Annotated in this window: 16 protein-coding genes and 1 tRNA gene; 5 read left to right on the top strand and 12 right to left on the bottom strand. The window is 67.3% G+C overall.

What is annotated here, in order from left to right; translation table 11 throughout:
* Positions 1-130: 130 nt before the first annotated feature.
* The 5 genes from ACS5Q7_RS08970 to ACS5Q7_RS08950 form a co-directional block, all read right to left on the bottom strand.
* Positions 131-358, bottom strand: coding sequence for a F0F1 ATP synthase subunit C (locus ACS5Q7_RS08970; protein WP_007566773.1), 228 nt, complete (start codon positions 356-358; stop codon positions 131-133).
* Positions 359-423: 65 nt separating this feature from the next.
* Positions 424-1,179 carry a F0F1 ATP synthase subunit A gene (locus tag ACS5Q7_RS08965; protein ID WP_478338990.1) on the bottom strand — a complete coding sequence of 252 codons (756 nt, stop codon included), beginning with the start codon at positions 1,177-1,179 and terminating at the stop codon, positions 424-426.
* A gap of 52 nt (positions 1,180-1,231) precedes the next feature.
* Positions 1,232-1,606: an AtpZ/AtpI family protein gene (locus tag ACS5Q7_RS08960; RefSeq protein ID WP_243954490.1), complete on the bottom strand. Its 375-nt coding sequence runs from the start codon at positions 1,604-1,606 to the stop codon at positions 1,232-1,234.
* A 193-nt stretch (positions 1,607-1,799) separates the two neighbouring features.
* Positions 1,800-2,441, bottom strand: coding sequence for a DsbA family protein (locus ACS5Q7_RS08955; protein WP_478338989.1), 642 nt, complete (start codon positions 2,439-2,441; stop codon positions 1,800-1,802).
* A gap of 94 nt (positions 2,442-2,535) precedes the next feature.
* Positions 2,536-3,042 (bottom strand): DUF721 domain-containing protein, encoded by a 507-nt coding sequence (locus ACS5Q7_RS08950; RefSeq protein ID WP_478338988.1) that lies wholly within the window; start codon positions 3,040-3,042, stop codon positions 2,536-2,538.
* A 68-nt stretch (positions 3,043-3,110) separates the two neighbouring features.
* On the opposite strand from ACS5Q7_RS08950, the gene mutY reads away from it, so the two are divergent.
* Positions 3,111-4,349, top strand: coding sequence for an A/G-specific adenine glycosylase (gene mutY, locus ACS5Q7_RS08945; protein WP_478338987.1), 1,239 nt, complete (start codon positions 3,111-3,113; stop codon positions 4,347-4,349).
* A gap of 598 nt (positions 4,350-4,947) precedes the next feature.
* Here the strand turns inward: mutY and ACS5Q7_RS08940 are convergent.
* Positions 4,948-6,153: a DNA methyltransferase gene (locus tag ACS5Q7_RS08940; RefSeq protein WP_478338986.1), complete on the bottom strand. Its 1,206-nt coding sequence runs from the start codon at positions 6,151-6,153 to the stop codon at positions 4,948-4,950.
* 417 nt (positions 6,154-6,570) lie between these two features.
* Here ACS5Q7_RS08940 and ACS5Q7_RS08935 point away from each other — a divergent pair, with 417 nt between their 5' ends.
* On the top strand, positions 6,571-6,921 hold the full coding sequence (locus tag ACS5Q7_RS08935; protein WP_478338985.1) for a septal ring lytic transglycosylase RlpA family protein: 351 nt from the start codon (positions 6,571-6,573) through the stop codon (positions 6,919-6,921).
* A gap of 64 nt (positions 6,922-6,985) precedes the next feature.
* Here the strand turns inward: ACS5Q7_RS08935 and ACS5Q7_RS08930 are convergent, their stop codons facing one another.
* Together ACS5Q7_RS08930 and ACS5Q7_RS08925 are read right to left on the bottom strand one after the other, a co-directional pair.
* Entirely contained in the window at positions 6,986-8,227 is a 1,242-nt protein-coding gene (locus tag ACS5Q7_RS08930) for a peptide ABC transporter permease (protein ID WP_478338984.1), read from the bottom strand.
* Between the two features lie 102 nt (positions 8,228-8,329).
* Entirely contained in the window at positions 8,330-8,854 is a 525-nt protein-coding gene (locus ACS5Q7_RS08925) for a DUF2937 family protein (RefSeq protein WP_478338983.1), read from the bottom strand.
* Between the two features lie 122 nt (positions 8,855-8,976).
* On the opposite strand from ACS5Q7_RS08925, the gene ACS5Q7_RS08920 reads away from it, so the two are divergent.
* The 3 genes from ACS5Q7_RS08920 (at position 8,977) to metH (ending at position 14,876) form a co-directional block, all read left to right on the top strand.
* Positions 8,977-9,996, top strand: coding sequence for an ArsR/SmtB family transcription factor (locus ACS5Q7_RS08920; RefSeq protein WP_478338982.1), 1,020 nt, complete (start codon positions 8,977-8,979; stop codon positions 9,994-9,996).
* Between the two features lie 62 nt (positions 9,997-10,058).
* Positions 10,059-10,973 carry a methylenetetrahydrofolate reductase [NAD(P)H] gene (metF, locus tag ACS5Q7_RS08915; protein ID WP_478338981.1) on the top strand — a complete coding sequence of 305 codons (915 nt, stop codon included), beginning with the start codon at positions 10,059-10,061 and terminating at the stop codon, positions 10,971-10,973.
* Between the two features lie 150 nt (positions 10,974-11,123).
* Entirely contained in the window at positions 11,124-14,876 is a 3,753-nt protein-coding gene (metH, locus tag ACS5Q7_RS08910; protein ID WP_478338980.1) for a methionine synthase, read from the top strand.
* A 168-nt stretch (positions 14,877-15,044) separates the two neighbouring features.
* On the opposite strand, the gene ACS5Q7_RS08905 is transcribed toward metH, so the two are convergent.
* From ACS5Q7_RS08905 to ACS5Q7_RS08890, 4 genes are all read right to left on the bottom strand, one after another.
* Complete coding sequence (locus ACS5Q7_RS08905; RefSeq protein WP_478338979.1) at positions 15,045-15,809, bottom strand: glycosyltransferase; 765 nt, start codon at positions 15,807-15,809, stop codon at positions 15,045-15,047.
* Positions 15,810-15,955: 146 nt separating this feature from the next.
* Positions 15,956-17,653: a glycosyltransferase gene (locus tag ACS5Q7_RS08900; RefSeq protein WP_478338978.1), complete on the bottom strand. Its 1,698-nt coding sequence runs from the start codon at positions 17,651-17,653 to the stop codon at positions 15,956-15,958.
* Between the two features lie 14 nt (positions 17,654-17,667).
* Positions 17,668-18,588, bottom strand: coding sequence for a UDP-glucuronic acid decarboxylase family protein (locus ACS5Q7_RS08895; RefSeq protein ID WP_478338977.1), 921 nt, complete (start codon positions 18,586-18,588; stop codon positions 17,668-17,670).
* Positions 18,589-18,997: 409 nt separating this feature from the next.
* A tRNA-Met gene (locus ACS5Q7_RS08890) sits at positions 18,998-19,074 on the bottom strand.
* Between the last annotated feature and the right edge of the window lie 39 nt (positions 19,075-19,113).

The following is a 19,113-nucleotide window of genomic DNA, read 5'->3' as shown; positions in this document are numbered from 1 at the left end:
GAGAAAACACCGTCGGGTGGCGCCGGAGGGCGCCGGACGAGGAGGAGGACGCAGGACGTCACCCTCCCGTGAGACAGGCGGCGCCGGAGCGCCGCCTGAGCCGGGACCCGAGGACCCCGGCGAGAGCCGATCAGACGGCGAAGAGCAGCAGCAGCGCGATCAGCAGCGAGAAGATGCCGAGCGCCTCGGTGAGGGCGAAGCCCAGGAGCAGGGTGGCGCGCTGGCCGTCGGCGGCGGACGGGTTGCGAAGGGCGCCGGCAAGGAACTGACCGAACAGGTTGCCGAGGCCGATGCCCGCGCCCGCCATGCCGAGGCAAGCGAGGCCGGCGCCGATGTACTTCGCAGCGACGGGATCCATGGTAACTCCTGAGGTCTTTCTCGAGAAACGTGCGCGAGGTTCGCGGCGGGGAAGCCGGCCGGTCGTCAGTGGCCGGGGTGAAGAGCGTCGTTCAGGTAGATCGCCGTGAGCGTCGCGAAGACGTAGGCCTGAAGGGCCGCCACGAGGAATTCGAGGGCGGTCAGGGCGATCGTCAGGAACAGCGGGAGGGGCGATAGCACGCTCCAGGCCCCGGCGAGAAGAAGCTGAACCACGAAGAAGGCGAAGATCTTCATCGCGATGTGGCCGGCGAGCATGTTCGCGAAGAGACGAACCGACAGGCTGATCGGGCGCGAGATGAAGGAGATCACCTCGATCGGGACGAGGATCGCCAGGAGCACCTTCGGCACGCCCGACGGCACGAACAGGCCGAAGAAATGGGCGCCGTGCTTGTACACGCCGTAGCCCACCACCACGCTGATCACCAGGGCGGCGAGGCCGAAGGTGATGATGAGGTGGCTGGTCACCGCGAAGGCGTAGGGAATCATGCCGAACAGGTTGAGGATCAGCACAAACATGAACAGCGAGAACACGAGCGGCATGAACTTCCGGCCCTGTTCGCCGGTCGCCTGGAAGAGCGTGTCGTCGATGAACTCGTAGAAGACTTCCGCCAGCGACTGGACGCGGCCCGGCACGATCGCCCGCGACGCCGTCGCCACGATGGTGATCAGGGCGATCACGCCCACGGCGGCGAACATGTACAGCGCGGATTGGGTGAACGCGAGCTGCTGATGGCCGATATGGCCGAGCGGCACGAGGGTCTTCAGCTCGAATTGGTGAATCGGGTCGATCGTGACCGCCATGCCCGCTCCCGCCCTTCTTGATCTCTCTCCGGCGCCGACTTCAGCGCCTGCCTCAGCGATCCGATCCGTCGCGCCGCTGAGGGCGCGTACCGCCGAACCCGGAGGCCCGCAACACGTTGTAGAAGCCTGCCACGCATCCGAGCAGCAGGAGGACGATCAGTCCCCAGGGTTTCGTCCCGAAGACGTGGTCGACGATCCAGCCGAGGATGCCCCCCGCGATCACACCGGCGACGAACTCCGTGGAGAGCGTCATCGCCTGAGCGAGCGGGGTGCGGCCAGTGTCCTGTGGGCGCGACGACGTGCCGGGAGCAGCCGATGGCCGCTTCCGTTCGATCTGCGCTTCAAGACGCCTGAGCCTCGCGGAGAGGTCACCCTCCGGCGGCTTGCCTGCGTCTCCGTTTCCGTCCCTCGCGTCGTCGCCGTTCACGGCTCTAACCCTCGGGAAATCCGGACCCGGAATCTGCTGGAAGCCCCCTTCGAGCGGGGCGCACCATAGTTTCGCCTACCTTGGGTGTCAAGGCAACCGCCCATCGTCGCAACTCATTGTCAACGTTACGTTTTCGGGCGTTTCAGCGAGCTTTTCCCGCCACCCGTCCTCACGGCCGCGTGTGGCCGAGTGCTCAGGCCCCGATGATCGGCTTGATCACCTTCTCCATCGCCTCGAGGGTCTGCTCGCCGGTGTAGCGTTCGCCGTTGATGAAGAAGGTCGGCGTCGAATCGACCTTGAACACGTCCATGCCGCGCTGCTTCACGGCGTTGATGCCGGCATAGATCTTCTCGTTCTTGAGGCAGGCCTCGAACTTGTCCTTCGTGTAGCCCGCCTGCTTGAGCATCTGCTCGAGGTTGTCGACGGGTTTCTGGGTGAAGGCCCAGCCCTGCTGCTGGTCGAAGAGCAGGTCGGTGATCGGATAGTACATCTTGTCGCCCTCGCAGCGGGCCAGCATGAAACCGGCGGTGGCGAGGGGATCGAGGGGGAACTCGCGCAGGGTGAACCGCACCTTGCCGGTGTCGATGTAGCGCTTGCGCAACTCCGGCCACGTCTCCTTGTGGAACTTCGCGCAGTGCGGGCAGGTCATCGAGGCGTACTCGATGATGGTGCACTTGGCGTCGGCCGGGCCGAGCCAGACGTCGCCCAGGGGGCCGGGCTGGAGCAGCGCGGCGTTGTCGACCGTGTCGGCGTAGGCCGGGGCGACGAAGGCGGGGAGGGCGAGGCCGGCGGTGACGAGGCCGGTCAGTTTCAGGGCGTCGCGTCGGGTGGTCATTGGCGTCATGCCTCCGCCGGCTGGCGTGTGTCGTTCGACAACCGGGTATCTGCGGAAGGCATGGCTGGCAAGGCGGCGCGAGGGCGCTCCCGCCTCAAGGCTTCTTGACGGTCCGGCTCGCGTCGGGGGCGGCGGCCACGGCGGCGATGCCCAACCGGTCCAGCGCCTCGCGCAGGCCGGGATCCTCGATGGCCGAGACCGCCTTGGCCACCTCGCCCCGGCGGGCGGGGTCGATGCCCCGGGTGGCCGAGGCGGCGCCGCGCTGCCCCACCCGATCCTGCTTGAGCACGATCTTGCCGACGCAGGCCCAGCCGTAATGGGCGTTGATGCGCTGGACCACGACGGGGGCGAGGTGCTGCAACTCGATGGCGAAGACGCCCTCGACGCGCACGATCAGCGTGCCGGGCTCCGGCCCGCTTCCGTCCTCCGCGCGGCGGCGGCGCGGCCATTCGAGCTTGGCGGGCCGGCAATAGCGGGCGAGCCGTTCGCCGACGATCTCCGGCCAGGCGGCGAGGATGTCGGTCGAGGCGAAGCCCTGCGCGGCGAAGGCCGGGCCGATGCAGGAATCGATCAGTTCGGCGAGGGGCTTCGGGCGTGCCATCGAATGCGTCGTGTCCGGTCGCCGAAAACCTGCTCCCGCAGACGCGAAAAACCGGTTAAGGGCAGCGCATGGTAACGCCCGCGGCGTCACACTCAAGACAGGGCGCCCGGCCCGAGGCGGCCGACCTGCTGGTCTGGTACGACCGCCATCGCCGCGCGCTGCCCTGGCGCGCGCTGCCCGGCGAGGTGCCGGATCCCTACCGGGTCTGGCTGTCCGAGATCATGCTGCAGCAGACCACCGTCACGGCGGTGAAGCCCTATTTCGCCCGCTTCCTCGAACGCTTCCCCGATGTCGCGGCCCTCGCCGCCGCGCCGGAGGAGGCGGTGATGAGCGCCTGGGCGGGGCTCGGCTACTATTCGCGAGCGCGCAACCTCCATGCCTGCGCGCGGGCGGTGGTGGCGGAAGGGGGGCTCTTCCCCGATACGGTGGAGGGCCTGCGCAAGCTCCCCGGCATCGGCGCTTACACGGCGGGTGCCATCGCGGCCATCGCCTTCGACAGGCCGGCGGCGGCGGTGGACGGCAATGTCGAGCGGGTCGTCTCGCGGCTCTTCGCGGTGGAGCAGCCCCTGCCAGCCGCCCGGCCCGCTTTGCGGACGCTCGCCGAAGCGCTGGTGCCGCAGACGCGGCCGGGGGATTTCGCGCAGGCTGTCATGGATCTCGGCGCGACCTTGTGCACGCCGAAGCGCCCGGCCTGCGCCCTGTGCCCCTGGATGCTGCCCTGTGTGGCCCGGCGTGAGAATACGCAGGAGACGTTTCCGCGAAAGGTGAAGAAGGAGGCGGGCGCCCTGCGGCGGGGCGCGGCCTTCGTGGTGCAGCGGGCAGGGGACGGGGCGATCCTGCTGCGGACCCGGCCGGCGAGCGGCCTCCTCGGCGCCATGGCCGAGCCGCCCACGAGCGAATGGCGGCCGGATTACGATCCGGCCCAGGCGCTCCTCGACGCGCCCCTCGACGCCCGCTGGAAGCGCCTGCCCGGCACCGTGCGGCACGTCTTCACGCATTTCCCGCTGGAACTGACGGTGTTCATGGCGCGGGTCGCGGCCGATATGGGGGCGCCTGAGGGGATGCGCTTCACTCCACCCGCCGGGCTCGGCGACGAACCCCTGCCGGGCGCGATGAAGAAGGTGCTGGCCCACGCGCTGGAGCAGAAGCTGAGCCCGCCGCCCGCACCGAAGCCCGAGCCGGAACCCGACCTCGCCACGCCACCGCCCGGCGCGCCGCCGGTCCGCCGGGCTCCCCTGCCGAAGGTTCTCTCCCGCCGGCCCATCGCCGCCGCCCCGCCACGAAAGGGCGGGCCGAAGGCGCGGTAGGGGGCGCGCAGCGCGTCCCGGCATCGGACTGACGTGGTGTGAGAGTCCGGTCAGGAAGGTGTTCGTTCCCCTCGCCCCGCTCGCGGGGAGAGGGCCGCGACGACCCCGTCGTCGGCGCGGCGAGGCGGCAGCCGAGGGTGAGTGGGCGGGACGGACAAGACTCCTCCGGGAAGCCCCCTAACCGCCGCTCCGGCTGCGCCTCCGCTTCCAGGTTGCACGACAAGGTGCAACCGGGCCTCTCCCCGCAGGCGGGGAGAGGGGAACCCGCGCCTTTTCCGGCGGCACCACGAGAGGGATCGTCCAACCCACCGCCTCATCATGAGAGTCGGATCGAGACGGCGTGGACTCCCCTCGCCCCGCTCGCGGGGAGAGGGCCGCGACGACCTCGTCGTCGGCGCGGCGAGGCGGCAGCCGAGGGTGAGGGGGCGTGCCGGGTGAGCCTCATCCGGGAAGCCCCCTCACCGCCGCTCCGGCTGCGCCTCCGCTTCCCGGTTGCACGACAAGGTGCAACCGGGCCTCTCCCCGCAGGCGGGGAGAGGGGAACACGCGCGTTTCCGGCCAGACGCTGAGGATCGGGGCGGGAGGAAGCCGATCGTCTTCAGGCCCCGCCCATCGTCGCGCGGATCTCGTTGCGGAACAGGTCGATGCAGGTTTTCCGGCCGCCGCGCTCGGCGTGCCAGAAGGTCCAGCCGTTGCAGGCCGGCAGGCCCTGCACGAGGGCGCCGATCTTGTGAATCGAGCCCACGACCAAGCCGTTGTCGAGCTGCCCGTCCGGGCGCACCGTGGCCCGGTAGCGCCCGCGCTCGTCGCAGAGCGTCTCGCCGGCCCGGACCAGCCCGGCCTCGATCACCGAGAGGAACGGCACGCGCGGCTCCGCGCGCTTGGTCGGCGCCACGAGCAGGGCGGCCTGCGACAGAGTCTCGACGCCCGCGATCCGCTCCCGCGCGGCGGCGGCGTAGCCGGGATCGCGCTCGATGCCGATGAAGCGGCGGCCCAGGCGCTTCGCCACGGCGCCGGTCGTGCCGGTGCCGAAGAACGGGTCGAGCACCACGTCGCCGGGATTGGTGGCGGCGAGCAGGGTGCGGGCGAGCAGCGCCTCCGGCTTCTGCGTCGGGTGGACCTTCCGGCCCTCCTCGTCCTTCAGCCGCTCATCGCCCGTGCAGAGGGGGATGAACCAGTCCGAGCGCATCTGGAGGTCTTCGTTGCCCCCCTTCAGCGCGTCGTAATGGAAGGTGTAGCCCTTCGATTCCGCCGAGCGCGACGCCCAGATCAGGGTTTCGTGGGCATTGGTGAACCGCTTGCCGCGGAAGTTCGGCATCGGGTTCGCCTTGCGCCAGACGATGTCGTTGAGGATCCAGTAACCGAGATCCTGAAGCGCGCTGCCGACGCGGAAGATGTTGTGGTATGACCCAATGACCCAGAGGGTCGCATTCGGCTTCATCACCCGGCGGGCGGCGGCCAGCCATTCGCGGGTGAAGGCGTCGTAGGCGGGGAAGCTCGCGAACTTGTCCCAGTCGTCGTCGACGGCGTCGACGCGGCTCTGGTCAGGGCGCAGCAGCCCGGCCTCACCCAGCTGGAGATTGTAGGGCGGGTCCGCGAACACGCAGTCGACGCTGGACGCCGGAAGGGCGTTCATGGCGGCGATGCAATCGCCGACGAGCACCGTGTCGAGGGGAAGGTCCTTGGACCTGAGTGGCGACGGCTGGGCAGAGTAACCCATCCGTGGCGCCGACGCGGGCCGCCCGGCACGCGAGACCTGTTTCCGGGCGAAGGCGTCGGCTGCCACGGTACGCTGGGAAGCCATGAGACACACCGTTTACGCGACTGACCGGCTGACCATGCGTCGGCTACGGTAAAAACCGCGTTCAGCCTGTTTCCAAAAAGGCGTCCCGTTCTGACCCGGCCGCATTCGCGCCGGCCCGCGAGCTTCCGCCTGAGCGGGATGCAGCCCCTCGCTGTGCGCAGAACTAGGATAATTCTCGCATCATCGATGCCATTCCGGCTGATATCGCTAATCTATCGCGATACTTCCCCAGCATTCGCTCCAAGTATTTTTTACTTCGTCGGCAATAATAGCCTCGGTCGACCGCATGTAACGTTCGACTTCAGTATCAATGCGGCGAAATTACGGCCGCGAAATCAGGTAGTTTGCCGCCATATTGCTGCCGGTTTCCGAAACGACTGGCGCCGCCCCGCTAACAACAAGGGAATGCGCGGACAAATGAAGGTTGGTTTCGGTAAGATCGCTGTCGTCCTCGGAATGCTGGCTGGCGCCGTCGGCGCCGTTTCCCCGGTCGCCGCCCAAAGCGGCAACGCATCCTGGTACGGCAGCGGACATCGCACGGCGAACGGTGAGCGCTTCAATCCCAACGGGCTGACCGCAGCCCATCGCACGCTGCCGTTCGGCACCCGCGTGCGGGTCGAGAACCGCCGTACCGGCCGGTCGATCGTCGTCCGGATCAACGATCGTGGCCCCTTCGTTCACGGGCGGATCATCGATCTCTCGCGCGGTTCGGCGCGGGCGCTCGGCATGGGCGGGACCTCGTGGGTCTCGCTGCACGTGATGAACTGACGAGCCGGCTCCCGGTTCCGGCACAGAGGCGGCGCCCGCTCCGGCGGGGCCGCCTCCCCGGGCTTCAGCCCGCGACCGGTCCGTCGTCCCGGAGCCGGCGCAGGCGGGCCACCTTGGGGCGGCTGGTGCGGAACTGCCCGCGCTCCACCGTCACGAACACCATCACCGCGATGGCGAGCGTCGCCAGCCACCACACCGTGGTGAGGCCGACGCCGAGGCAGGCCACCGCGAAGGCGCTGGCGAAGCAGGCCATGGCGCCGGGCACCAGCGCGGGCGCGTCCCGTCCCGCCCTGCGGATCGACGCATAGAGGGCGAAGGCGGCGGCGAGAGCGCCGACGACGCCGAGCTCGTACCAGAATTCGAAGAGAGCCGTGGTCGGCGCGTTGGCCGGCACCAGCCCGACGACGCGGCCCCGCAGGGCGGTCTCCAGCCCATGGCCGGTCACGAGGCGCACCGGCTCGGTGGTCACGACCTTCTGCCAGCTCTTCAGGGAAAGGGCGGCCGGGCTCACCGGCCCGAACATGGCCGAGGCCACGGGCCGCGCGAGGAAGGGCAGGATCGGCGCGGCGGCGAGCAGGATCGACGCGACCAGGGCCGTGGCGGCCACGCCCGCCTTCTGCCGGAGGCTCGTCAGCGCGTAGACGAGGGCGCCGACGGCGAGCGCGGCGATCTGCGTGGCGTCCGGCTGTACGGTCAGGGCCACGGCCACGAGCAGGGCGACGACCAGCGCCTCCCGGTCGCGGCGGCGGGAACGCAGCCAGGCGAGGGCGGGCCAGACGAGAAGGATGAGCAGGATCAGGCCCCGGTCGAGGGCGCCGTCATCCTCCATGCCCGGCGCCATCCGCGCGCCCGAGATTCCGAGCCCGATGGCGACGATGGCGCCCGCCGTAACGCCGAGCGGCAGGAGATAGAGGTTCGCCGAGCGCATCCGGTCGGGCAGGACGAGATAGGCGGCGAGGCCGAGGCCGATGGTCGCCACGAGGTTGGCGAGCCGTTCCCCCGCCGGGCCGAGGAAGGGCGTCCAGGCCAGCGACAGGCCCGACCACAGCACGACGAGGCTGCCCGCCAGGAAGGCAGGCGCCGTGAGGAGCCGGCGGATGGCGGGCAGGGTCGGCCGCTGGCGCCGGTCGATCCCGCTGGCGATCAGCAGCAGCACGACGGCGATGGGCGCGAGGATGACCGCCGCCCGGCGGGCGACCTGGGCCAGGACAGGCAGGACGACGAACAGGCCGAAGAACCCGACGCGCCGCAACAGGGCGGCGGCGTCGAGGGCAGGGTCGATCGTCTGTGTCGACGCGCGTGGCATGGTACGCCCCATCCGATCCGGAGCGAGCGGATCCAAGCTCGATAAGCAAGCGGCGGGCACAGGGCTGTAGACGCCCGGCAACACCCCGCCACTGCTCTTCACTCAGGCGACCGTCGCGGGCTGCCGCGACCGGCGGCGGGTGGCGCGGCGGCCGAGATCGGACAGAACGCGCCAGCCACCCCATGCAGCGAGAAAGCCGACGAGGCCCGCAGTCAAGCCGTCCGCATTCGTCGGCACGGCCGGTTGGTAATCATGCAGGGTCGCCCTGGCGATGCCCATGTCGGGATCGCGGATCACGGCGACGGTCCGCCCGAGGGGACTCGTCGTCTCGGTCAGGGCCTGCTGCTGCGCGGAGAGGCGGGCGAGCCGGGCGATGTCGGCCTGCGCCGCGTCGCCCCGCCGGGCCACCAACCCGTCAGGATTGCTGCGCAAACGGTCCACCGCACCGTCGCGGGTGGTCCCGCTCGCCAGCGCATCCGATTCGAGCGTCGCGATCTCCCGGCGCAACTCATCGACGGCGCCGCCGAGGCGTTGCGCGTATTGCTGCGCGAATTCGGGCGCCTGCGCCGCGATGGCGCCGCCGAGGAGGCCCAGGGCCAAGCCCAGGGTGCGCAGGATGCCGAACACGAAGAGCCTCCTCGTGGGAAACAGTGATTTCAAAAGAGCACGCCTTCGCCGCCGGTTCCAGGCGGACGACACGGGCGGATTTGCCCTTGCGCCCCGGGCGGAACGCACATAAAGATATCTTTATGTCTATCGATCACCAGCGAGAGGCGGGGTCGGTCCCCTTTCCCCAGGCCCTGGCCGTCCTGCGCGCTGCGGCGGAGGAGACGCGCCTGCGCATCCTCGCCCTGCTGGCGGAGGGCGAGCTGTCGGTCTCGGACCTCACCGATATCCTCGGCCAATCGCAGCCGCGCATCTCCCGCCACCTGAAGCTCCTCGTCGAGGCCGGGCTGGTGGAGCGGCACCGCGAGGGTGCGTGGGCCTTCTTCCGTCTGGCGGAGCACCGCGCCGGCTTCGCCGACCAGTTGGTCGCCGGCCTCGACCGGGCCGCCCCGCCACTGTCTGAGGACCGCGCGCGACTCGACGCGGTGCGGACGCAGCGGGCCGAGACCGCGCAGAGCTTCTTCGCCCGGCTCGCGCCGAAATGGGATGAGTTGCGCTCGCTCCATGTGCCGGAGGCCATCGTCGAGGCCGCCGTGCTCGACGCCCTCGGGCCGCGTCCCATCGGAAGCCTGCTCGATCTCGGCACCGGCACCGGCCGGATGCTCGGGCTGCTCGCCCCGCTGGCGGGGAGGGCGGTCGGGCTCGATTCGAACCATGCCATGCTGTCCGTCGCCCGCGCCAATCTGGAGCGCCGCGGCCTCGCGCGGGTGGAACTGCGCCAGGGCGACATCCACGCCCCTCCCTTCGCCAAGGCCGGGTTCGACCTTGTGATCGTGCATCAGGTGCTGCACTACCTCGACGACCCGGCCCGCGCGCTGAAGGCCGCCGCGCGCCTCGTCGCGCCGGGAGGGCGCCTGCTGGTGGTCGATTTCGCCCCGCACGATCTCGAATTCCTGCGCACCGCCCAGGCACACCGCCGGCTCGGCTTCTCCACGGAGCAGATCGCCGGCTGGCTCGCCGAGGCGGGTCTGCCGGACGTGACCGCCCGCGACCTCGCGCCGACCGCGACGGACCAGCTCACGGTCACGCTGTGGCTGGCGGAGGGGGAAGGGCAGGGGCAAGGAAACGATGCGGCCTGGATGCAGGGCCGCGCGGTCGCCTGAGAATTCACCAAGGGACTGTCGTCCGAACCGTCGGATCTTGAGGACGAGGAGCAACGAACACCATGGCCCGGACCACACGCGCCAGCCGCGACGGCTACCACCCCATCCGCGTCTCCATCGAGTTCTTCCCGCCCAAGAGCGAGGAGATGGAGAAGGTTCTGTGGAGCTCCATCGAGCGCCTCGCGCCGCTGCAGCCGAAATTCGTGTCCGTGACCTACGGCGCGGGCGGCTCCACCCGTGAGCGCACGCACAACACCGTCGCGCGCATGGTGCGCGAGACCACGCTGAAGCCGGCCGCCCACCTGACCTGCGTCGACGCCACCCGCGAGGAGATCGACGCGGTGGTCCAGTCCTACTGGGATGCCGGCGTGCGCCACATCGTGGCCCTGCGCGGCGATCCGGCCGAGGGCGTCGGGCACGCCTTCCGGCCGCATCCGGGCGGTTACGCCTCCACCGCCGAACTGGTGGCCGGCATCAAGCGGATCGGCGACTTCAAGGTCTCGGTCTCGGCCTATCCCGAGAAGCACCCCGAGGCCGCGAGCCTCGAAGCCGACATCGATGCCCTGAAGGCCAAGGTCGATGCCGGCGCGGACCAGGCGATCACCCAGTTCTTCTTCGAGAACGAGGTGTTCCTGCGCTATATGGAGAAGGTGAGGGCGGCCGGGATCACCATCCCGATCCTGCCGGGCATCCTGCCGGTGCAGAACTTCAAGCAGGCAGCGAACTTCGCCCGCCGCACCGGCGCCTCGGTGCCCTACTGGCTCGCCGCCCGGTTCGAGGGCCTGGACGACGACGTCGAGACCCGCCGCCTCGTGGCCGCCGCCGTGGCCGCCGAGCAGGTGCTCGACCTCGTCGACGAGGGCATCAACGACTTCCACTTCTACTCGATGAACCGTTCGGACCTCGTCTACGCGATCTGCCATCTCCTGGGCCTGCGCAATCAGGCCCCGAAGATCGCCGCCGCGAAGGCCGCGTGACCGGACACGCCGTCATCGCGAGCGAAGCGAAGCGACCCAGGGCAGCGCGACATCGGTGAACGGAGCGCTGCTGGATTGCTTCGCTCCGCTCGCAAAGACGGACAGAGCCGGGTCCGAGATGGCACCCCAGAACGGTTTCAAGGACTGACGATGACCGATTTCGCCCCCGTCGACGGCACCGCAATCGCCAAGGCCCTGCGCGAGCGGGCCTCGGAAAAAATCCTCGTGCTCGACGGGGCGATGGGCACGGTGATCCAGCGCCTGAAATTCTCCGAGGAGGATTTCCGGGGCAGCCGCTTCACGGATCATGGGCACGACCAGAAGGGCAACAACGACCTCCTGATCCTCACACAGCCCGACGCGATCCGGCAGATCCACCTCGACTACTTCCTCGCGGGCGCCGATGTCTGCGAGACCAACACCTTCTCCGGCACGACCATCGCCCAGGCCGATTACGGCATGGAATCGATCGTCCACGAGCTGAACGAGCAGGGCGCCCGCCTCGCCCGCGAGGCCGCCCGGCTCGCCGAGCAGAAGGACGGCCGCCGCCGCTTCGTGGCCGGCGCCATCGGCCCGACGAACCGCACGCTCTCGATCTCGCCGGACGTGAACAACCCCGGCTACCGGGCGGTGACGTTCGATCAGGTGAAGACGGCTTACGTCGAGCAGGTGCGCGGCCTCATCGCCGGCGGCGCCGAACTCATCCTGATCGAGACGATCTTCGACACCCTCAACGCCAAGGCGGCGGTCGCCGCCGCGTGGCAAGTGTTTGAGGAAACCGGAATCCGGCTGCCGATTCAGATCTCGGGGACCATCACCGACCTGTCGGGCCGCACCCTTTCGGGCCAGACCCCGGCCGCCTTCTGGAATGCGCTGCGCCATTCCGACCCGCTGACCTTCGGCCTCAACTGCGCGCTGGGCGCCCGCGAGATGCGCGGCCACATCGCCGAGCTGTCGCGGCTCTGCGACACCCTCGTCTGCGCCTATCCGAATGCCGGCCTGCCGAACGAGTTCGGCCTCTACGACGAGAGCCCGGAGGCAATGGGCGCCCTGGTGGGCGAGTTCGCGGAAGCGGGCCTCGTCAACATGGTCGGCGGCTGCTGCGGCACCACGCCTGACCATATCCGCGCCATCGCGGAGGCCGTGGCCGGGAAGGCCCCGCGCCAGATCCCCGACGTTCCGCGCCTGATGCGCCTCTCGGGCCTGGAGCCCTTCGTGCTCACGAAGGAGATTCCCTTCGTCAACGTCGGCGAGCGCACGAACGTCACCGGCTCGGCCAAGTTCCGCAAGCTCATCACCAACGGCGATTACGCGGCGGCCCTCGATGTCGCCCGCGATCAGGTCGCGGCCGGCGCGCAGGTGATCGACGTCAACATGGACGAGGGCCTGCTCGATTCGCAGAAGGCGATGGTCGAGTTCCTGAACCTCGTCGCCGCCGAGCCCGACATCGCCCGCGTGCCGGTGATGGTCGATTCCTCGAAGTTCGAGGTGATCGAAGCCGGTCTGAAGTGCATCCAGGGCAAGGCGATCGTGAACTCGATCTCCATGAAGGAGGGCGAGGAGAAGTTCATCGAGGCCGCCAAGATCTGCCGCTCCTACGGCGCGGCCGTGGTGGTGATGGCCTTCGACGAGCAGGGCCAGGCCGACAGCTACGAGCGCAAGGTCGAGATCTGCACCAAGGCCTACCGGATCCTCACCGAGCAGGTCGGCTTCCCGCCGGAGGACATCATCTTCGACCCGAACATCTTCGCGGTCGCCACCGGCATCGAGGAGCACAACGGCTACGGCGTCGCCTTCATCGAAGCGACCCGCACCATCCGGGAAACCCTCCCCCACGCCCACATCTCGGGCGGCGTCTCGAACCTGAGCTTCGCCTTCCGCGGCAACGAGCCGGTGCGCGAGGCGATGCACGCGGTGTTCCTGTACCACTGCATCCAGGCCGGGATGGACATGGGCATCGTCAATGCCGGCCAGCTCGCCGTCTACGACGAGATCCCCGCCGAACTCCGCGAGCTGTGCGAGGATGTCGTCCTCAACCGCCGCGACGATTCCACCGAGCGTCTTCTGGAAGCCGCCGAGCGGTTCAAGACCGGCGCCTCGGCCCAGGCCCGGACCGCTGACCTGACGTGGCGCGAGGCCCCGGTCGCGAAGCGCATCGAGCACGCGCTGGTCAACGGCATCACCGACTACATCATCGCCGACACGGAGGAGGCGCGTCAGGGCGTCGAGCGTCCGCTCCACGTCATCGAAGGGCCGCTCATGGCCGGCATGAACGTGGTCGGCGACCTGTTCGGCGCGGGCAAGATGTTCCTGCCGCAGGTGGTGAAGTCGGCCCGCGTGATGAAGCAGGCGGTCGCCTATCTCGAGCCGTACATGGAGGCCGAGAAGCTGGCCAATGGCGGCGACGGCAAGCGCCAGGCCGCCGGCAAGGTGCTGATGGCCACCGTGAAGGGCGACGTCCACGACATCGGCAAGAACATCGTCGGCGTCGTGCTGGCCTGCAACAATTACGAGATCATCGACCTCGGCGTGATGGTGCCGGCCGCCAAGATCCTCGAAACGGCCAAGCGCGAGCAGGTCGACATCGTCGGCCTCTCGGGCCTCATCACGCCCTCCCTCGACGAGATGGTCCATGTGGCCGGAGAGATGGAGCGCGAGGGGTTCGATGTCCCGCTCCTGATCGGCGGTGCCACGACGAGCCGCGTCCACACGGCGGTGAAGATCCACCCGGCCTACGAGCGCGGCCAGGCAGTCTACGTCACCGACGCGAGCCGCGCGGTGGGCGTCGTGTCGAGCCTGATCTCGAAGGAGACGCGCGGCGCGACCATCGAGAAGGTGCGCGCCGAATACGCCAAGGTCGCCCAGGCCCATGCCCGTGGCGAGGCCGACAAGCTCCGCCTGCCGCTCGCCAAGGCCCGTGCGAACGCCTTCAAGGCGGATTGGTCGGCCTACGCGCCGAAGAAGCCGACCTTCACCGATGCCCGCGTCTTCGGCTCCTATGAGGTCGCCGACCTCGTGCCCTACATCGACTGGACGCCGTTCCTGCAGACCTACGAGTTCAAGGGCCGCTTCCCGGCGATCCTCGACGACCCGGAGCAGGGTCCGGCTGCCCGCGTCCTCTATGAGGACGCGCAGGAGATGTTGAAGCAGATCGTCGCGGAGCGCTGGTTCAACCCGAAGGCCGTGCTCGGCTTCTGGCCGGCGAACAGCATCGGCGACGACATCGCCCTGTGGACCGGCGAATCCCGCAGCGAGCGCCTCGCCACCTTCCACGGCCTGCGCCAGCAGCTCTCCAAGCGCGACGGGCGCCCGAACCTCTGCCTGTCCGACTTCGTCGCTCCTGCCGAGACGGGCATCGCGGATTACGTCGGTGCCTTCGTGGTGACGGCCGGCCTAGAGGAGGTCCGCATCGCCGAGCGCTTCGAGCGCGCCAACGACGATTACCGTGCGATCCTGGTGAAGGCCCTGGCCGACCGCATCGCGGAGGCCTTCGCCGAGCGGATGCACGAGCGCGTCCGCCGCGAGTTCTGGGGCTACGCCCAGGACGAAACCTTCACCCCGGACCAATTGACGGGCGAGCCCTATGCCGGCATCCGCCCGGCGCCGGGCTACCCGGCCCAGCCCGACCACACCGAGAAGACGACCCTGTTCGACCTGCTGAAGGCCGAGCGCCGCATCGGCGTGAAGCTCACCGAATCCTACGCCATGTGGCCGGGCTCTTCGGTCTCGGGCCTCTACCTCGCCCACCCCGACGCCCATTATTTCGGTGTCGCCAAGGTGGAGCGCGATCAGGTCGAGGATTACGCCATCCGCAAGGGCATGGATGTGGCGGCGGTGGAGCGCTGGCTTGGCCCGATCCTCAATTACGACCCGGCGTCCTACCTCGCTCAAGCGGCGGAGTAGCGGACCTCCGCCGCCGTCATTGCGAGCTTGAGCGAAGCAATCCGGGGACGTGCCCCGTGCGGGATCGGTCCGCTGGCCCTGGATTGCTTCGCTGCGCGCGCGAAGACGGAGAGCATCGTCGAGGGTGGAGAAGCGTCATCTCTTCCGCAGGACTTTTCCGGCGCCTTGTTAGGGCAAGAACCCGATCCGGCTCACCAGCTCGCGAGCGCCGTGCTCCGACCTCAAGTAAGCGACCATCTCAGGGATCGGCGGAGACTTGGCGTTTGCGGGCGCGGGAATGCCAAGCATATCGAAGTGAAATTGGTAGATCGTCGTGAAGGCTACGCTCCGCTTCTTTGTGAAGCAGAGCATCAATCGCCTGTGCTTCAGGGCAGCGAAGAAGACCCGGTCACACCAGGGGGTCAGGATACGCGGCATGCTCGACCAGATGCTGTTGATATCGAAGCATGATTTGTGCAGCATATAGCCGCTCGTATCGACGTGAGCGAAGTTTACTTCATCCTCCTCAACGATGTCGAGTTGTTGGCCCTCGGCATCAAAGAAGTCCCGCCAGGAACAAATCACCTTTGCGCCCGTCTGCCGATGCCCTTCGAGCATGCTGGCGAGGTGATTGGAGTAGTACCAGTTATCGGCATCAAGGAACGCGATGAAGTCGGCGCCGTTCGTCTGCGCAACGGCCGAGCCGACCGCCCGAGGGGTATTGCCGTTGTCGCCGTGCGCCGTAGGCAGGCGGATATGGATCACATCCCAGGCGTCGATTTCCGGCCGAGCATGCCCGTCCGCTATCATGATATGTTTGACGCGCGCCTCGACGTCCTGATTGATGACGCTCTCGTGGCAGCGCTGCAGCCACTCCAGCGGTTCTTGATAGTAAGGCGTGACGACGAAGATCAGCGGTCCAGCTCTATCCTGATCTGGCGCAACTACGGACATAGGTCATCTTTCCGTCGCGGGGCAGTCGGATCGGACCCTGCAAGGTTCCGTTTCCGGTGCCGGTCTCCCAGCGTGCGCAGGGCAGTATGCAGTTGAACGACCCTCGCCACGACGGAGAGGGTCGAAGGGATGGCAAGGTGTCGGCGTCAGACGGAGAGCGGCCAGAAACCCAGCTGGCTCACCGTTTCATGCACGCCTTGGGATGATGTCAGGTAAGCCATGAGGGCATCGTCCGGGACGGCCTTACCGTTAGCCGGCACCGGGAGGCCCAAGGCCGCGTAATGGGACGCGTAGAGCGTCGTGAAGGCGACACTCCGTTTCCGCGTGAAGCAAGTCATATATTTTCGGTTCTTAATGCCTAAGTAGAAGATCCGATCGCAGACCGGCGACAGAGTCTTCGGCATGGCCGACCACAAGTGGATGAGGTCGAACACGGATTTGTGCAGCATGAGCGCACTGGTATCGACGTGTTGGAGGTTGTCCTCCTCCACTTCCGTCATCTCGAGCTTCGTACCGTTCGGATCGTAAAAGTCTCGGAAGGCGCAGACCACGCTGCCACCGGTCTGCCGCTGTCCCTCCAGCATGCTCGCGAGGTGGTCCGGGTAGTACCAGTTGTCGGCATCGAGGTAGGCGATGAAATCCGCCCCGTTCGTCTGCGCGACGATCGACCCGACCGCCCGAGGCGTATTACCGTTGTCGCCATGCTCCTTGGGCAGACGGATATGGATGACGTCCCACTGGTCGATCTCGGGGCGGGCATGGCCATCCGACACCATGATATGGAACACCGGAACCTCGACCTCCTGGCCGATCACGCTCTCATGGCAACGCCGGAGCATCTCGAGGGATTCGGTGTGATACGGGGTCACGACGTAGATCGGGGGGCCCTCGCGGTCGGGCTTGCGGTAGAGATTGGGTGAATAGAGGGTCACGGGCTTCTCTTCGACGCTTTGGAATGTGGTGCGATCGACTTCTTGGATCTTGCGCTTCTTCTTCACGGCGGATTTCTCGGCGAGGTCGGCATTGGTGCTGGAATAGGTGTCGATCTCCTCGTGATCGAAGTGGCCCTTCACCTTGGCGGGGACGCCGCAGCCGGGGCAGAAGCGATCGACCTGTGCGTGAAACGTCTCCATCGGTGCGCGCCACCAGCCCGGCGTCACCGGAAGCCCGTTCTTGCCGCCGCGGGCGAGGTCGAACGAAGCCGCCACCTCGCAGAAATAAGCCCTCAGCTCGCCGCCGATTTGGACGATCGACGCCGACCAGTTCTGGTTGATGTCGCAGCGCCCGATCCGCTCCCACATCTCGACCGGCTCATAGAGGTCCTGGATGGCGGCGAGCAGCGACGAATGGTCTGAGTGACCCTCGTAGTACCAGCCCAACTCCTTGAGCGGCGCCAGTGAGGCGACGCCGCGCTTGCTGTTGTGCGGATTGAGGTTGAACACACCGAAGATTTCCTTCGAGATCTCGGTGTGCTTGAAGGTGTTGTTGGTCCACAGGCCGCGCTGCGCCTTGTCGGGAATCTCCTCGGCGAAGATCTCGCACAGCTGCGCGAATTGCGGATGCATGCAGGGATTACCGCCGATGATCGCGATGACGCCTGGGTAGTCACGGAGACTTTGCACGGCGAGCCGGAAATTTTCCGGCGTCATGTCCCAGAGTTTATCCTGGTTGACGAGCAGGCGTGTGCAATTGGAACAGCCGAGATCGCATTTGTTCGTGATGTCGATGCAGATGATATCCATCTGCGACGGCGCCTTCATCGCAAGCAGAGCTCTCGAGCGCGCTTCCGCAATGGCGGTATCGTCATGGGGCGCAGTCGGCGCGGGGAGGGTGTCTGTCGTCATTCGTTCCGCCACTGTCAGGCCGTGAGGCTTCGGAAGTACCGGATGGTCTCTTGCAGCCCATCTTCGAGGGACACTGTTGGCTCCCACCCGAGCCGGCTGCGGGCGAGCTCGATATCCGGGCGGCGCTGCCTTGGATCGTCGGAGGGGAGGGGCCGATGGACGATCCGGCTGCGAGAGCCGGTCAACCGGAGCACGCACTCCGCCAGTTCGAGGATCGTGAATTCGCAGGGATTGCCGATATTGAGCGGGCCGCCGAACTCGGACGGCTGATCCATTGCCAGGACCATCGCTTCGATCAGATCGTCGACGTAGCAGAAGCTGCGGGTCTGGGTGCCGTCGCCGAAAATGGTGATCGGCTCACCCTGCAGGGCCTGCAGGATGAAGTTGCTCACCACACGCCCGTCATCGGGCCGCATGCGGGGGCCATAGGTGTTGAAGATCCGCACAACCTTCGTATCGAGGCCGTACTGGCGGCGGTAATCGAAGAAGAGGGTCTCGGCGCAGCGCTTACCCTCGTCGTAGCAGGCCCGGATCCCGATCGGATTGACGTGGCCCCAGTATCCCTCGGGCTGAGGATGAACGATGGGGTCGCCGTAGACCTCCGAGGTCGAGGCCTGGAGGATGCGGACCTTCAGTCGCTTGGCGAGACCCAGCATGTTGGTAGCGCCAACCACACAGGTCTTCGTCGTCTGCACCGGGTCGAATTGGTAATGCATCGGCGAGGCGGGGCACGCCAGATTGTAGATCTGGCTCACTTCCACGTAGAGCGGAAAGGTAATGTCGTGCCGCATTTCCTCGAAGCTGGGATGCTGCCGAAGATGCGCGAGATTCCGCCTACGGCCTGTGAAATAATTGTCGACGCAGAGAACATCTCGTCCCCTCGCCAACAGGCGATCACAGAGATGAGACCCCAGAAAGCCGGCTCCGCCGGTCACAAGGACAGGTCTGTCGGTCACCGACGACCCCAAAACATCTCAACCGAGCGCGAAAGGCTGGGCGGGTCAATGATACCGGCAGTTTTCGGTAACTCGGGAGGCATCGAGGCCGCTCCGCAACGCGTTCCGGCAGCGCATCAGCCTGCCAGCGGCCATTAATATCTTGAATCGTGATCGCTTGGAATAGTTATATTGCGGATATTCAAATATTCGATCTTTAGTAGAACAATTAGACTGTAAATCCGTAAGTTGTATTGTTCAAGTTGCCCTATCACGGGCGCGTCATATCGCACGGAAGGTGCCGGACGGTGGAGGGCAGGCCCGAACACGAAAAACCCGTTGCCGAGATGGGCACGGCTGAACACGAAAAACCCGCCGCGTCTTTCGACGGGCGGGTTGTTCGTGTGTTTGGTTGCGGGGGTTGGATTTGAACCAACGACCTTCAGGTTATGAGCCTGACGAGCTACCGGACTGCTCCACCCCGCGCCAAGCGGTGTCGTGAGAGGGAATGTTTTTGCACGTGCG

It is taken from the genome of Methylobacterium sp. Gmos3 (assembly GCF_056430985.1).
This window is presented reverse-complemented; position numbering and strand designations above follow the sequence as displayed.